This is a genomic window from Phyllobacterium calauticae, from assembly GCF_019991125.1.
Taxonomy (GTDB): domain Bacteria; phylum Pseudomonadota; class Alphaproteobacteria; order Rhizobiales; family Rhizobiaceae; genus Phyllobacterium; species Phyllobacterium calauticae.
In genome coordinates, this window is the sequence record NZ_JAGENB010000002.1 from 1 (window position 1) to 13,582 (window position 13,582).

The 13,582-nt window shown below is 62.2% G+C and carries 13 protein-coding genes; 8 read left to right on the forward strand and 5 right to left on the reverse strand.

Annotation, left to right across the window (positions count from 1 at the left end):
• Positions 1–11: 11 nt before the first annotated feature.
• Positions 12–1,847, reverse strand: coding sequence for a M3 family oligoendopeptidase (locus tag J1W56_RS05990; protein ID WP_223613437.1), 1,836 nt, complete (start codon positions 1,845–1,847; stop codon positions 12–14).
• 457 nt (positions 1,848–2,304) lie between these two features.
• Here J1W56_RS05990 and J1W56_RS05995 point away from each other — a divergent pair, with 457 nt between their 5' ends.
• Positions 2,305–4,200 carry a DUF882 domain-containing protein gene (locus J1W56_RS05995; protein WP_450091436.1) on the forward strand — a complete coding sequence of 632 codons (1,896 nt, stop codon included), beginning with the start codon at positions 2,305–2,307 and terminating at the stop codon, positions 4,198–4,200.
• Positions 4,201–4,274: 74 nt separating this feature from the next.
• Here J1W56_RS05995 and J1W56_RS06000 read toward each other — a convergent pair whose 3' ends face one another.
• Together J1W56_RS06000 and J1W56_RS06005 are read right to left on the reverse strand one after the other, a co-directional pair.
• A complete protein-coding gene (locus tag J1W56_RS06000; protein ID WP_223612432.1) occupies positions 4,275–4,916 on the reverse strand; it encodes a 2-dehydro-3-deoxy-phosphogluconate aldolase in 642 nt (213 codons plus the stop codon).
• A gap of 38 nt (positions 4,917–4,954) precedes the next feature.
• Positions 4,955–5,587, reverse strand: a complete 633-nt coding sequence (locus J1W56_RS06005; RefSeq protein WP_223612433.1) for an N-acetylmuramidase family protein — start codon at positions 5,585–5,587, stop codon at positions 4,955–4,957.
• A 125-nt stretch (positions 5,588–5,712) separates the two neighbouring features.
• On the opposite strand from J1W56_RS06005, the gene trhO reads away from it, so the two are divergent.
• From trhO to modC, 5 genes are all read left to right on the forward strand, one after another.
• Positions 5,713–6,642 (forward strand): oxygen-dependent tRNA uridine(34) hydroxylase TrhO, encoded by a 930-nt coding sequence (trhO, locus tag J1W56_RS06010; RefSeq protein WP_223612434.1) that lies wholly within the window; start codon positions 5,713–5,715, stop codon positions 6,640–6,642.
• Positions 6,643–6,729: 87 nt separating this feature from the next.
• Positions 6,730–7,446: a tellurite resistance TerB family protein gene (locus J1W56_RS06015; protein ID WP_223612435.1), complete on the forward strand. Its 717-nt coding sequence runs from the start codon at positions 6,730–6,732 to the stop codon at positions 7,444–7,446.
• Between the two features lie 277 nt (positions 7,447–7,723).
• A complete protein-coding gene (gene modA / locus J1W56_RS06020) occupies positions 7,724–8,476 on the forward strand; it encodes a molybdate ABC transporter substrate-binding protein (RefSeq protein ID WP_223612436.1) in 753 nt (250 codons plus the stop codon).
• A complete protein-coding gene (gene modB / locus J1W56_RS06025; protein WP_404928119.1) occupies positions 8,473–9,162 on the forward strand; it encodes a molybdate ABC transporter permease subunit in 690 nt (229 codons plus the stop codon). The genes modA and modB overlap by 4 nt, the downstream gene beginning before the upstream one ends.
• Entirely contained in the window at positions 9,159–10,235 is a 1,077-nt protein-coding gene (modC, locus tag J1W56_RS06030; protein WP_223612437.1) for a molybdenum ABC transporter ATP-binding protein, read from the forward strand. Before modB ends, modC begins: the two co-directional genes overlap by 4 nt.
• A 4-nt stretch (positions 10,236–10,239) precedes the next feature.
• On the opposite strand, the gene J1W56_RS06035 is transcribed toward modC, so the two are convergent.
• Complete coding sequence (locus J1W56_RS06035; protein ID WP_223612438.1) at positions 10,240–11,409, reverse strand: pyridoxal phosphate-dependent aminotransferase; 1,170 nt, start codon at positions 11,407–11,409, stop codon at positions 10,240–10,242.
• Between the two features lie 89 nt (positions 11,410–11,498).
• Between J1W56_RS06035 and J1W56_RS06040 the strand changes: the two genes are divergently transcribed.
• Entirely contained in the window at positions 11,499–12,173 is a 675-nt protein-coding gene (locus J1W56_RS06040) for a GNAT family N-acetyltransferase (protein ID WP_223612439.1), read from the forward strand.
• A gap of 61 nt (positions 12,174–12,234) precedes the next feature.
• On the forward strand, positions 12,235–12,447 hold the full coding sequence (locus J1W56_RS06045; protein ID WP_223612440.1) for a hypothetical protein: 213 nt from the start codon (positions 12,235–12,237) through the stop codon (positions 12,445–12,447).
• Between the two features lie 10 nt (positions 12,448–12,457).
• Here J1W56_RS06045 and J1W56_RS06050 read toward each other — a convergent pair whose 3' ends face one another.
• On the reverse strand, positions 12,458–13,579 hold the full coding sequence (locus J1W56_RS06050; protein ID WP_223612441.1) for a nickel/cobalt transporter: 1,122 nt from the start codon (positions 13,577–13,579) through the stop codon (positions 12,458–12,460).
• Between the last annotated feature and the right edge of the window lie 3 nt (positions 13,580–13,582).

Consider the following 13,582-nt stretch of genomic DNA (forward strand, 5'->3'; position numbering starts at 1 on the left):
GGCAGGCGCACTCATTCGGCGTTGTCCATCGCCTCCAGCTCATCGATGATGCCTTCAATGACGGAAAGCCCCTTCTGCCAGAAGGCCGGGTCCGTGGCGTCGAGGCCGAACGGCGCGAGCAGTTCGGAATGATGTTTCGTGCCACCGGCTTTCAGCATGTCGAAATATTTTTCCTGAAAGCCCGCATCGGCATTCTGGTAGACCGCGTACAGCGAATTCACCAGGCAATCGCCGAAGGCATAGGCGTAGACATAGAACGGTGAATGGATGAAATGCGGAATATAGGTCCAGAAGGTCTCGTAGCCGGAGCCGAAGCGGATTGCCGGTCCAAGGCTTTCCTTCTGCACATCCAGCCAGATCTCGCCGATGCGGTCGGAGGTCAGTTCGCCATTGGCGCGCTCGGTGTGCACCCGGCGCTCGAACAGGTAGAAGGCGATCTGGCGCACGACCGTGTTGATCATGTCCTCGGCCTTCTGCGCCAGCATGGCCTTGCGCTCGCGCTTGTCGCGGGTTTTTTCCAGCAGCGAGCGGAAGGTCAGCATTTCACCGAAGACGGAGGCGGTTTCGGCGAGCGTCAGCGGTGTTGAGGCCATCAGCGCACCCTGATCACCGGCCAGAACCTGATGCACGCCATGCCCGAGTTCGTGGGCAAGGGTCATCACGTCACGCGGCTTGCCCATGTAGTTGAGCAGCACATAGGGATGGACCGAAGGCACGGTCGGATGGGCGAAGGCGCCCGGCGACTTGCCGGGGCGCGTGGGCGCATCGATCCAGTTCTTATCGAAGAAAGCGCGGGCGATATCGGCCATTTCCGGGGCAAAGCCGTTATAGGCCGACAGCACGGTGTCCCTGGCCTCGGTCCACGGGATCACCGCCTGCGGCGTCTCCGGCAAGGGCGCGTTGCGGTCCCAGTTGTTGAGGTAATCGAGGCCGAGCCACTTGGCCTTCAGCGCGTAATAGCGGTGCGACAGGCGCGGATAGGCCGCCTGCACGGCCTCGGCCAGCGCGTCCACCACCTCCCGCTCGACGCGGTTGGCCAGGTGGCGGCTGTCGGCAATATCCTGAAAACCGCGCCAGCGATCGGAGATTTCCTTGTCCTTGGCCAGGGTATTGGTGATCAGCGTGAAGGTGCGCAGATTTTCCTTGAATGTCTTTGCCAGGGCGTCGGATGCCTTCTTGCGCACGGTTCCGTCGGCGTCCTGCAGCATGTTGAGCGTCGGTTCGAGCGCAAGGTCCTCGCCGTCGACATCAAAGCGCAGTGCCGTCATGGTTTCGTCGAACAGGCGGTTCCAGGCGCCGCGCCCGGTGATCGACTTCTCATGGAACAGCTGTTCGATCTTGTCATCGAGCTGGTAGGGCTTGTCCTTGCGCAGGTCGACCAGCCAGGGCCGGTAATGGCCGATGGCGGGATTGCCGTCCATCGCCCTTTCGATCACTGCATCGTCGATGCGGTTGAGTTCGAGGCTGAAGAAGATCAGGTGCGCGCTGGCATTGGTCATCTTTTCCTGGATGTCGCCATACAGCTTGGCGCGCTTCGGATCGGAGGTATCGCCCGCATAGACCAGCCCGGCATAGGAGACGATCTTGCCGATCAGTTCTTCCAGCGCTTCGAATTCGCGGATCGCTTCGGCAAAGGTGCCGCCCATCGGTTTGGCGGCTTCGGCGGCCAGATTGCCCTTCCAGCGATTGGCGAAGAGCATTGCCAGCGCATCGGCCTTTTGCAGGTCCGTCTTGAGTTCGGTGCTGTCCGCCGAGGGATAGAGATCGGCAAGGTTCCACTCGGGCAGGACGCCGAGAGCGGTCTGTTCCGCCTTGGCGGCGGCAGCGCCGGACTTTCCGGAAGGCATGTGGTTCGTGATTTCGAATTTCATTTTGGCACCGTTTTTTGGCAATCAAGCGCTTGTTCAAACGCGAATCATGAGGGATAGTTTCGGCGAGCGAAAGCTTAAAAGTCCATTGGCGATTGTTCCAGTTGCGTATTCCGCGTTTACAAAACGTGCGTGCGTAAGACCTAAGAAGGGTGGATTCTCACGCCAAAAGGTCTTAATGGTGCTGTTAACCACCCGTTGACCATGTCTTGAATCAGCTTTTCGCGTCTGGGTTTTTGCCATGCTCTCAACGTATTTGTTCTTCAATAAGTGACCATTAACCATTAAATCGGATAATCCAGATATTCGGGGACTGGAAAAAACGGTCAAGGTTGGGACGACATTGTCAAACATGATTCATGCACAGAACGGCAAATCGACGGCAGGTTCTTTTGTACGCGCCAGCTGGTTTGTGTTCCTCATGGTCTTCGGCTCGATGCTGTTTGCATCGGCACAGGCTTCCGCTGAGACACGCACGCTCAAGCTCTATTTCATCCATACGAAGGAACGTGCGGAAATCACGTTCAAGAAAAATGGACGCTATCAGCAGGACGGCCTGAACAAGCTCAACCGCTTCCTGCGCGACTGGCGCCGCAACGAACCGACGAACATGGACCCCCGCCTGTTCGATCTGGTCTGGCAGGTCTATCAGGCTGTCGGCGGCTCCGATTATATCCACGTGGTTTCCGCCTACCGCTCTCCGGCCACCAATTCCATGCTGCGCTCGCGCAGCCGCGGCGTCGCCCAGAAAAGCCAGCACATGCTCGGCAAGGCGATGGACTGGTATCTTCCCGGCGTGAAACTCTCGACCCTGCGCGTGACCGCGCTGAAATTCCAGGCTGGCGGCGTCGGCTATTACCCGACATCCGGCTCGCCTTTCGTCCACACGGACGTGGGCAATGTCCGCATGTGGCCGCGCATGAGCCGCCGCGAACTGCTGGCCGTGTTCCCCGATGGCAAGACGATGCACATCCCTGCGGATGGCAAGCCGCTGCCCGGCTATGAACAGGCCGTTGCCGCCTATGAATCGCGCAAGCGCAGCGGCGGTTCCGTTCAGGTTGCCAGCAATTCCTCCAGCTCCGGCCGTCGCGGCAAGACCCTGTTCGGCATGCTCTTTGGCGGCGGCGGTGCCGACGACGAGGAGGATTCCAGCGAAGGCAGCGTTGCCGTGGCCTCTGCGCCGACCCCGTCGCGCAGCGTAGCCCGTGTCGCACGGCCGGCTGCATCGGATGATGACGAGGGCGGCGGTGCAACATCGTTGCCGGGCGTGGCGGTCGGACAATCCGCCCCTGCAGCAGCGCCGGCTGCGGCCGCTGCACCGGCTCTGCCGACCCGCAATGCGCCTGCGCCTTTGACAGCGCCGCGGCCTGAAACACCGGTCGAAGCCTCGCCGGAAGACAATGCCGCGCTCGCCTTTGTCGTTCCCGTGCCGCTGCGCCGTCCGGATTATGCGCCGACGCCTGAAGCGGGCGCTCCGGCCACACTGAACGCGCTCGCCGAGGATCAGTCGACCGTTGTCGCAGCCCTGCCGACGCCGCGTCCGACCGACAGCGCCGGTGCGATCCGTGACATGATCGCCGCCAATGTGAACACCCCGGCCAATGAGCCCGCACCGGCCCAGCCGGAAATGGTCAACGCTCTGGTTCCCGTTCCCTTCGACAAGCCGCAGTCCGGTCCCAAGCGCACCGACATGATGGTGGCCTCGGTCGTGCCGAACCCGCGGCCGGCCATGCCGCCCGCGCAGGCACAGGTCGCCGCTGCGTCGGAACATGATGTCATTCCGGTTCCGAATGAAGATCTGGAGACGATCATCAAGCGGTCCGATGCCGCCCATGCCAAGGCACCGGCCGTTGCCGTGGCCCAGCCGGCCCAGGCCATGCCGACAGCGCCGGCAACCACGGGCGGCCGCGTCGTCCGCAACAAGCCTGCGCCGACACAGAACACGCAGCTGGCATCGGCTGAGCCTCAGCCGTCGCTGCGCCGCACCATGCTGGATGCGGGCGGTTCGGCCGATCCGGTTGCCATGCTCGACAGCGGTGTGATCACCACGGGCAAGACCTCGAAGCCGCGCCGCCAGACGGCCAAGAACCAGGGCGCCAAGGCTATTCAGGTTGCCTCGGAAGTGCCGGACCGGGCGCTGTCCAGCCAGCAGGTCGCCGAGACATCGCCGAACGTCGAACCGGCTGTCCTGCGCAACGAAGCCATGCGCACTGCGCCGACGACGGTGTATACGGCAGGCTTCCAGCAGGCGCTGCCGGTGGCCGACACCAACAAGTTCACGGGCAAGGCTGTGACTTTCCTGTCGATTGCGAAGTTCACCGCAACCAACTGATCGCCCGTTCACGGGTCAAACAAAAGGGCGGCCCTTGCGGAGCCGCCCTTTTTCATATGCCGGTGAACGATGCTTTAGGCTTTCGCCAGTTTGGCGGCCTCGGCGGCGAGCTTGGTGATGTCGTCCCACTTCCCGGCCTGAACCAGATTTTCCGGGGCAACCCAGGAGCCGCCGACGCAGACGACGTTCGGCAGATCGAGATAGGTCTTGGCGTTGCCAGCACCGATGCCGCCGGTCGGGCAGAACTGGATACCGGCAAAGGGTGACGACAGGGATTTGAGGAAGGACGCCCCGCCTGCCTGCTCGGCCGGGAAGAATTTCAGCATGGTGTAGCCTTCTTCGCGCAGGGCCATGATTTCCGCCGGTGTGATCGCACCGGGGAGCAGAGGCACCTTGCCGGCGCTGGCGGCCTTCAGCAGCTGCGGCGTGGCGCCGGGGCTGACGATGAAACGCGATCCCGCGGCGCTGGCCTCTTCATACTGGCGCGCATTGAGAATGGTCCCGGCGCCGACGATGGCCTCGGGCACGTCATTGGCGACGGCGCGGATGGCGTCGAGCGCGGCGGGCGTGCGCAGGGTGATCTCGATCGCCGGAAGGCCACCGGCGGCCAGCGCACGGGCCAGAGGCACCGCATGGGCGACGTCGTGGACGAGAATGACCGGGATAACCGGCTGGCCCTTCAGAACGGGTAATAGCAAATCGGTCTTCTGGGCCATGTCAAACTCTCCGCTGTTGATGGGTTCAATCGATTTAGTCATACCGGGCCGCTTTGTCCACCGGTTGCTGTGGTGCCGCGAGATTCCGCCGCGGCAAAACGGCGCCAGGCGAGGGCCAGTTTGGCATCATAGCGGTTCTGTGTGAACTTTGGACCATTATAGGCACGGGCAAAGCTCTTCCAGTCGTGCCGTACCAGGGCGGGCATGAGGTTGTTGTGCGCGATGAAGCGGATCATCAGACGAAGCTGCCCCTTGAGGGAAGCGCGCGCCTCGGCGGCGAGCGCCTCGACGCTGTCATGGCCAAGGCATTTCCAGTGCGCGCCCATGACCTGGCCGATCCCCCAGGATACGGATTCAAGCGCCGCCTGCCGGTCAATGGCGATGGCTGCCTCCAGCAGCTGCCAGCGCGCCGCCTGGGATGCGGGATTGCGGACCGCACCGGCGGCAGGGTTGGCAAGACCCCTGCTGCGGGCGACCTGCCGCTGCGCGCCAGAGAGACGCTGGTCGAAATAGTGCCCCTCGAAGCGGATGGGCGGTTCGCTGCGCCCATCGATCCGGTAAAGGCAGACGCCGCCGCTTTCCACCTCGGCGACCGCAAGCAGCACCGCCGGTTCGATCCCGGCCTGCTGCGCCTCGTCGCGGATGTCACGTATATCCTGTTGTGAAAACATATTCTCAGTCCCTCGGGAATTGTACCTGTTCACCAGGGATTATCCGGGGCCTTGGGGCGCAATGGATAAGTAAACGCTGCAAATCTCTTGAAATCATCGCTCAGGAGCAGTAGTTGCAGTGGATCATGACCGATCACACAGCAAACTTGCCCTTCAAAGTGGCAGCACTCTACCGTTTTGCCCGGCTGGAACATTACCAGGCGTTGCAGGAGCCGTTGGCGCAACTGTGCTGCGGGTCGGGCATCAAGGGCACGCTGCTGCTGGCGGCCGAAGGCATCAACGGCACCGTGGCCGGCACGCCCGAAGCCATTGACAGGCTGGTCGCGTTCCTTGAGGCGGAGCCGGCCATTGCCGGCATGGAACTGAAATTTTCCCACGCGAGCGAAATGCCGTTCAAGCGCATGAAGGTGCGGCTGAAAAAGGAAATCGTCACCATGGGCGTCGAGGATATCGACCCGCTCCAGAGCGTCGGCACCTATGTCCCGGCGCAGGAGTGGAACGCCCTGATTTCCGATCCGGGTACGATCGTCATCGATACGCGTAACGATTATGAAACGGCGATCGGCACCTTTGCCAATGCGGTCGATCCGCAGACAAAGACGTTCCGCGAGTTCCCGCAATGGGTGGAAAACCACCGGGACGAACTGGAAGGCAAGAAGATCGCCATGTTCTGCACCGGCGGCATCCGCTGCGAGAAGGCGACAGCCTTCGTCAAGGGGCTGGGCTTCGACGATGTGGTCCACCTGAAGGGCGGCATCCTCAAATATCTCGAGGACGTGCCCGCCGCTGAAAGCCGCTGGGAAGGCGAATGTTTTGTTTTCGACGAGCGCGTCTCGGTCGGTCATGGCCTGGTGGAAGGGGCGGCGGAGCTGTGCCACGCCTGCCGCAATCCGATTGCGCCGGAGAACAAATTGTCTCCGCTGTTCGCGGAAGGCATTTCGTGCCCGAAATGCTATCACGAGCGGACGGACGCCGACCGTGCCCGCTTTGCCGAACGGCAAAAACAGGTGAAACTCGCCAAACTGCGCGGCGAAAAGCACCATATCGGCTCCTGATCACAAAAAATCCATCTGTCATTGCAATGACGCCATGCCGACCCTAACTAGGTCGGGACGCATCCGTGCAGCCATGAGGAGATTTGCATGTTCGACCCGAAGAAGATTCTTGATGATTTTCTGGGAAGCAGTATTCCCGGAACTGGAACCTCCGTTCGAGATACGGCCGGCAAGGCAACACAGATGGCCAAGGACAATCCGCTGGCTGCCGGCGCTCTGGCCGCTGTGCTGCTGGGCACAGGCACGGGCCGCGACATCGCCGGCGGTGCGCTGAAGCTGGGCGGCCTCGCTGCCGTGGCCGGGCTCGCCTACAAGGCCTATCAGAATTACCAGTCGGGCAATGCACCGGCCGAAACGGCAAAGGCCGGGGAGCCGGACCTGCTGCCGCCGCCCGACGATTCAAGCTTCCATCCGGCAACGGCGCCACAGGGCGAGCATGAGTTCGCGCTGGTGCTGGTGCGCGCCATGATAGCCGCTGCCCGCGCCGATGGCCATGTGGACGAGGCGGAACGGGCACGCATTGCCGAAAAGCTCTCGCTTTCCGGCATGAACAGCGACACGCAGGAATTCCTGGCCACGGAGCTGAACGCCCCCGTCAATGTCGACGCGCTGGTTGCCGCCGCCGCCACCGATGCGCAGAAGGTCGAACTCTACACGGCATCGCGCCTTGCCATCGAGGCCAAGACCCGCGCGGAACGCGGCTATCTCGATCTCCTGGCCGGACGCCTGAAACTGCCTGACAATCTCATCGATCATATCGAGGCCACTGTGGCCAATGTGAAAACGCCCGCGCCGCAGGCGTAACCGCGATCGAACCGGCATGGAAGACACCCGCCCCGACAGGCGGGTGTTTTGCTCTCGACAAGACAAACGACTCCAGTCTAGTTTGACGCGTTCTGACTCGGGGCCGAGGGTTCGTCAGGACGTCCGGGCAGTGTCGATGGCTGCCATTGCGTCAAGGGTTTTGAGAGCGTCCGGGTCGCGCGCGCTTTGTTCGGACCCACCATCATGTCTCTATGTATGCAACTGGATGCATGGCCGGTGTGAGACCGCCGTGGATTCGTGGACAGGGGTGGACCTCATGAAAAAAATTCTCATTCTGGGCTTTATGGTTCTGGCGGCGATGGCGGGTGCCAACGGTGCCTCTGCCGCCGAAAAGGTAACGGTGTTTGCTGCGGCGAGCATGAAGGAAGTGGTCGAAACGGCGGCTGCGAAGTTCGAAGCAAAGACCGGCACGAAAGTGACCTCCTCCTTTGCCGCATCGTCGGTGCTGGCCAAGCAGATCGAGCAGGGCGCGCCCGCGAACATCTTCATTTCCGCCGATCTCGACTGGATGGACTATCTCGAGCAGCGCAATCTCATCGACAAGCCGTCGCGCAAGATCGTTGCGGGCAATGCATTGGTGATCCTCACCAAGGCGGACAAGGGCGATGCGGCAACCATCCTGAAGGCCGGACGCTTTGCCATGGGCGATCCCAGCAACGTGCCCGCCGGCAAATATGGCAAGAGCGCACTGGAAACATTGAAAGTCTGGGACGATGTCGCCAAGAACGCCGTTTTTACCGAGAACGTGCGCGCGGCGCTGGAATTCGTGCGCCGCGGCGAGGCGAATTCCGCCATTGTCTATGCCTCGGACCATACGGCTGCGCCCGAACTGATCGAAGCCTATCGTTTCGCCGGTTCGACGCACAAGCCCATCCTCTATCCGGCCGCGCTGGTCGGCAAGGTGCCTTCGGCCGAAGGCAAGGCATTCCTCGATTTCCTCGCCAGCGATGAAGGCCAGGACATCATCAAGTCGAAAGGCTTCGTCGGCGCATCTGACAAGGCAGGCTGACAGTGCTGGGTGAGACAGAATGGGCCATCGTTCTTCTGTCGCTGAGGGTCGCGCTGGTCGCGATCCTCGTCGCTCTGCCCTTTGCCTTCGTTTTCGCCTGGATTCTGGCGCGCTTTTCCTTCTGGGGCAAAAGCCTGTTGCAGGCGCTGATCACCATGCCGCTGGTCATTCCGCCCGTGGTCACCGGCTATCTCCTGCTGGTGTGGTTCGGCGCGCGCGGCATGCTGGGCGGCTTTTTAAATGACGTGTTCGGGCTGACCTTTTCCTTCCGCTGGACCGGTGCGGCGCTGGCGGCGGGCGTCATGGCCTTTCCCCTGCTGGTGCGGCCGATGCGCCTTTCCATTGAAAGCCTCGATCGCGGCCTCGAGGAGGCGGCGCGCTCGCTCGGCGCCGGGCGTATCGTGGTGTTCCTGACGGTGACGCTGCCGCTCCTGCTGCCGGGCATTCTCGCTGGGGCGGTGCTGGGCTTTGCCAAGGCGCTGGGTGAATTCGGGGCGACGATCACTTTTGTGTCCAATATTCCGGGTGAAACACAGACCCTGTCGCTTGCCATCTATTCGTTGCTGCAGAGCCCGAATGGCGATGTGGCCGCGCTGCGGCTGATCCTGGTTTCCGTGGTGATTTCAATTGTCGCGGTGGTTGCATCCGAATGGCTGCAGCGGCGGCTCAGCGGAGGGCGGGCATGAGCGAGACGCTGATTGTTTCCGTTGAAGGGCAGGTCGGGACATTCCCCGTCGCTGCCGCGTTTACGGCAGGCGGCGGCGTTACCGCGCTGTTTGGTGAATCCGGTGCCGGCAAGACGACGCTGCTGAAAATGATCGCCGGGGTGACGCGTCCGGCCAAGGGCCGGATCGCCATCCGCGATCATGTACTGTTCGACAGCGCCAGGGGCATCCATCTGCCGCCGGAACAGCGCCGGATCGGCTATGTCTTCCAGGATGCGCGGCTTTTTCCGCATCTTTCGGTCAAGAACAACCTGACCTATGCGCGCTGGGCGGGGCGGCGCAGCGCGGGCCTGTCCTATGACCGGGTGGTGGCGCTTCTCGGCCTTGAACATCTGCAGCCGCGCGCACCGGCACTGCTGTCCGGCGGCGAGCGCCAGCGCGTGGCGATCGGGCGGGCCCTGTTGTCCAATCCGGCGCTGCTGCTGATGGACGAGCCGCTGTCGTCTCTCGATCATTCCCGCCGCCAGGAAATCCTGCCTTTCCTTGAAACCCTGCGCGATGAAACCGGATTGCCGATCCTCTATGTCAGCCACGAGATCGACGAGGTGGCGCGGCTCGCCGACGAGATCGTGCTTCTGCAGGCCGGCCGGGTCACGGCGAGCGGACCGGCCGAGGCGATCTTTTCGCGACTCGGCAGCCATGACGATGCCGGGGCTCTGGTGACGGGCGTGGTCACGGCAAGCGACGAGGCTTTCGGGCTGACATCCCTCGACATCGGCGGCCAGCGGTTCCAGATCGCCAAACTCGGCTTTGCCGCCGGAACAAAGCTGCGGCTGCGGATAAGGGCGCGGGACGTTTCCATTGCCCGTGCACTGCCGCAGGCGATCAGCGTGCGCAACATCCTGCCGGCAAAAATTTCCGCCATCTCCGGCAATGACGGGCCGGACTGCGACCTGACGCTCGACATTGGCGGCCAGACCATCGTTGCGCGGCTGACGCGCAAATCGGCGAGCGAACTTGCACTCAAGCAGGGCGAGGCGGTGTTCGCCCTGGTCAAAGCCGCATCGGTGGATCGCGGCGTGCTGCGCGGCTGATCCGTTACTTCGCGAGGAACCGTTCGATGCGTTCGATGGCGCGCAGGATGTTTTCCTCCGAATTGGCGTAGGAGAGGCGGATATAGCCCTCGCCGAGAATGCCGAAATCGGGGCCACCGATCAGCGCCACACCGGCTTCATCCAGCAAGGCCGCAGCCAACTGCTTGGCCGGCCATCCCGTCTGCTTGATGTTGGGAAAAGCATAGAACGCGCCCTTCGGCGTGGCACAGCTGATGCCGGGCAGGCTGTTGAGACCATCGACGACAATCCTGCGGCGGCTGTCGAAGGCCCGGCACATCTTTTCGACATCGTCCTGCGGCCCGTCAATGGCGGCGATGCCGGCATATTGGCTGGGGGCGTTGACGCAGGACCAGCAATTGACGGCGAGCTTGCGCACCTTGTCATAAAGGCTGTCCGGCCAGATCGACCAGCCCATGCGCCAGCCGGTCATCGCCCAGGTCTTGGACCAGCCGTTGAGCACGATCAGCCGGTCGCGGATCGACGGGAAGGTCAGGAGCGAGAAATGTTCCTCGCCGTCATAGGTCATCACGTCGTAGATCTCATCGGACATGATGGCGACATGCGGATGCGCCTCCAGTCCCTTGACCAGTTTTTCAATTTCGGCCTTCGGGGTGACACCGCCTGTCGGGTTGGCGGGTGAATTGAGGATCAGCAGCCGCGTCTTGGGCGTGATCAGCGCAAGCGTCTCCTCAGCCGAGAAGGCAAATGCATTCTCCTCGCGGATCGGCACGGGAACCGGGGTGGCGCCGGTGAATTCAATCATCGAGCGATAGATCGGGAAGCCGGGATCGGGGTAGAGAATTTCCGCGCCGGGTTCACCGAAAATCAGGATGGCGGCGAACATGGTCACCTTGCCGCCGGGGACAATAATGACATTCTCCGGCGAGACCTCGACGCCTGTTGTGGTCAGCGTGCGGCGCACCACGGCCTCGCGGGCGGCAAGCAGCCCCGTTGCCGGCGTATAGCCATGGTGGCCGTCCCTGAGCGCCTTGATGGCGGCTTCGACGATATGGGCGGGTGTTTTGAAATCCGGCTGGCCGATGCCGAGATTGATGATGTCCTTGCCCTGTGCGGCGAGGGCGGTGGCGCGGGCGAGAACAGCGAAGGCATTTTCTTCACCGATACGGTCGAAACCGGAGATGGTACGCAGCATTATCTTGTCTCACATACAATTTATGTCTTCTGCTTTGTGCGGTTCCGATTGTATGGAGTCAAATACTCATATGCAAAACAGGCTCTAGCATGACTGATCTCAAAGACTGGACACCGCGCCCTCTACCCGCCCGCGAAACCATCGAGGGGCGCTATGTCACCCTTGAGCCGCTGGACGCCGCCAGGCATGGCGACGGGCTCTACGAGGCATCGAGCGTTGCGGATGCGGCCGACCGTTTCCGCTATCTGTTCGAAACGCCGGCGGGCGACCGCCCGGCATTCGACGCGTGGCTGGAAAAGGTTTCGGCCAGCAAGGATCCGCTGTTCTTTGCCGTCATCGACAAGGCATCCGGTGAGGTGGCGGGTCGGCAGACCCTGATGCGGATCGACCCGACGTTCGGCGTCATCGAGATCGGCAACATCTACTGGGGACCGCTGATCTCGCGCAAACCGGCGGCCACCGAGGCGCAGTATCTCTTCGCTTCCTATATCTTCGATACGCTCGGCTATCGCCGCTACGAATGGAAATGCAACAATGCCAATGAGCCGTCCAAGCGGGCGGCGGAGCGTTTCGGCTTCACCTTCGAGGGTGTTTTCCGCCAGCACATGGTGCAGAAGGGTGAGAATCGCGACACCGCGTGGTATTCGATCATCGACAGCGAATGGCCGGCGCTGAAAGCCGCCTATCAGGCATGGCTGTCGCCGGACAATTTCGATGCGGACGGGTTGCAGATCAGGCGGCTTGAGGATTTCCGCGCGGGTTAGAGCTTGCGTTCGGGCGCAACGGGGCTAAAAAGGCTGCGACAGTTGTGCCCCAGGAAAGACAATGACCGTGAGTGATCCCAAAAGCCGCAATGCTGCCATCGCCGCAGCCTGTATCATGCTTGGTTTCGGGTTTGCCGCGTTCTACATGCCCAACATGATGATCGCGCTGGGTGCCCGCTCGCCGGTGCTGGCAGGCATTTTTGCCGCTGTCTTTGTGGTCGGTTTTTTTCTGGTGTTCTGGTTGCGTGGCAGGAGCCAGCGCCGCAAGGACTAGAGCCTTTCCTTTAAAAACGCAGCGCCGCCGTCAGCAGCAGCACGCCGACCAGCACGATGAACAGCGCACCGCCGACTTCGATGGTGTTCTGAACGCGGGTTGAAAGCGCGCCGCCGCCGGAAATCCTCAGGGCAACATTCTTGGCCGTCACCGCCAGCGTCGCCAGCACCGCCACGGTGATGAAGGTGCCGAAGGCCATGGCGAAGACCGAGAGCACGCCGCCGAGCATCAGCCCGTTCAGCAGCGAGAATGTCAGCACGATCAGCGCGCCGGAACAGGGGCGCAGGCCCACCGCAACGATGGCCGACCATGCGGTCTTCCAGTTGAACTCGCCGCCGAGCATCGCCGGATCAGGCGCATGGGAATGCCCGCAGGTGGCGCAGACTTCTCCCGCCGCATGATGGTGATCGTGATGATCATGCATGTGGTGGGTGTGATCATGCGCATGCGCCGCGTGGCTGTGATCGTGGTGGCCATGATCGTGATGGTCATGCCCGCAGCCGCAGTCGTCGTCATGGCTGTGATGATGATCGTGGTGGTGGTCGGTCAGGACCGAACCGTGATCGTGCTTTTCCGGCATGAGATGGGCGACGCGCGGGCCGAACAGGAGCGGCAGCTTGCGCCAGAGCAGCGACAGGCCGAAGGCGATGATCAGGACAAAACTGGCGATCTCCATGTAACGGGCTGCGTCGTTCATCGACACGGTGGTGCCGCGCAGCACGAGCCAGGCCAGGCCGACGATGAACAGCGCGGTGATGGCCTGCAGCATGGACGAGGCGAAGGACAACAGGATGCCGCGCTTCAGCGTGGTCTCGTTGGCGAGCATGTAGGAGGAGATCACCGCCTTGCCGTGTCCGGGGCCGACCGCATGCAGGATGCCGTAGAGGAAGGAGAGGCCAACAAGCACCGAGGCCTGCCAGGGGTCCTCGCGCATGGCTTTGAGCGCATGGGTCATGGCGAGGTAGAAATTGCGCTGCTGGATGTTGATCCAGAGGATGATTTCAGCGAAAGGCCCGGTCGGCTGCATCGCCACCTCGTTCGAACCGATACCGAGCGACGAGGTCTGCGCCCATGCGTGGCCGCCAAACAGCGCTGCGAGAATCAGGGCACAAACGAGGGTTGTTTTCCGCATCAT

Bases quoted from the DNA above. Each gene is read 5' to 3' on its own strand.
- J1W56_RS06050 (WP_223612441.1), bottom strand. From the start codon at position 13,579: ATGCGGAAAACAACCCTCGTTTGTGCCCTGATTCTCGCAGCGCTGTTT.
- J1W56_RS06045 (WP_223612440.1), top strand. From the start codon at position 12,235: ATGACCGTGAGTGATCCCAAAAGCCGCAATGCTGCCATCGCCGCAGCC.
- trhO (WP_223612434.1), top strand. From the start codon at position 5,713: ATGACCGATCACACAGCAAACTTGCCCTTCAAAGTGGCAGCACTCTAC.
- J1W56_RS06015 (WP_223612435.1), top strand. From the start codon at position 6,730: ATGTTCGACCCGAAGAAGATTCTTGATGATTTTCTGGGAAGCAGTATT.
- J1W56_RS06040 (WP_223612439.1), top strand. From the start codon at position 11,499: ATGACTGATCTCAAAGACTGGACACCGCGCCCTCTACCCGCCCGCGAA.
- J1W56_RS05995 (WP_450091436.1), top strand. From the start codon at position 2,305: ATGCTGTTTGCATCGGCACAGGCTTCCGCTGAGACACGCACGCTCAAG.
- J1W56_RS06035 (WP_223612438.1), bottom strand. From the start codon at position 11,409: ATGCTGCGTACCATCTCCGGTTTCGACCGTATCGGTGAAGAAAATGCC.
- modC (WP_223612437.1), top strand. From the start codon at position 9,159: ATGAGCGAGACGCTGATTGTTTCCGTTGAAGGGCAGGTCGGGACATTC.
- J1W56_RS06000 (WP_223612432.1), bottom strand. From the start codon at position 4,916: ATGGCCCAGAAGACCGATTTGCTATTACCCGTTCTGAAGGGCCAGCCG.
- J1W56_RS05990 (WP_223613437.1), bottom strand. From the start codon at position 1,847: ATGCCTTCCGGAAAGTCCGGCGCTGCCGCCGCCAAGGCGGAACAGACC.
- modA (WP_223612436.1), top strand. From the start codon at position 7,724: ATGAAAAAAATTCTCATTCTGGGCTTTATGGTTCTGGCGGCGATGGCG.
- J1W56_RS06005 (WP_223612433.1), bottom strand. From the start codon at position 5,587: ATGTTTTCACAACAGGATATACGTGACATCCGCGACGAGGCGCAGCAG.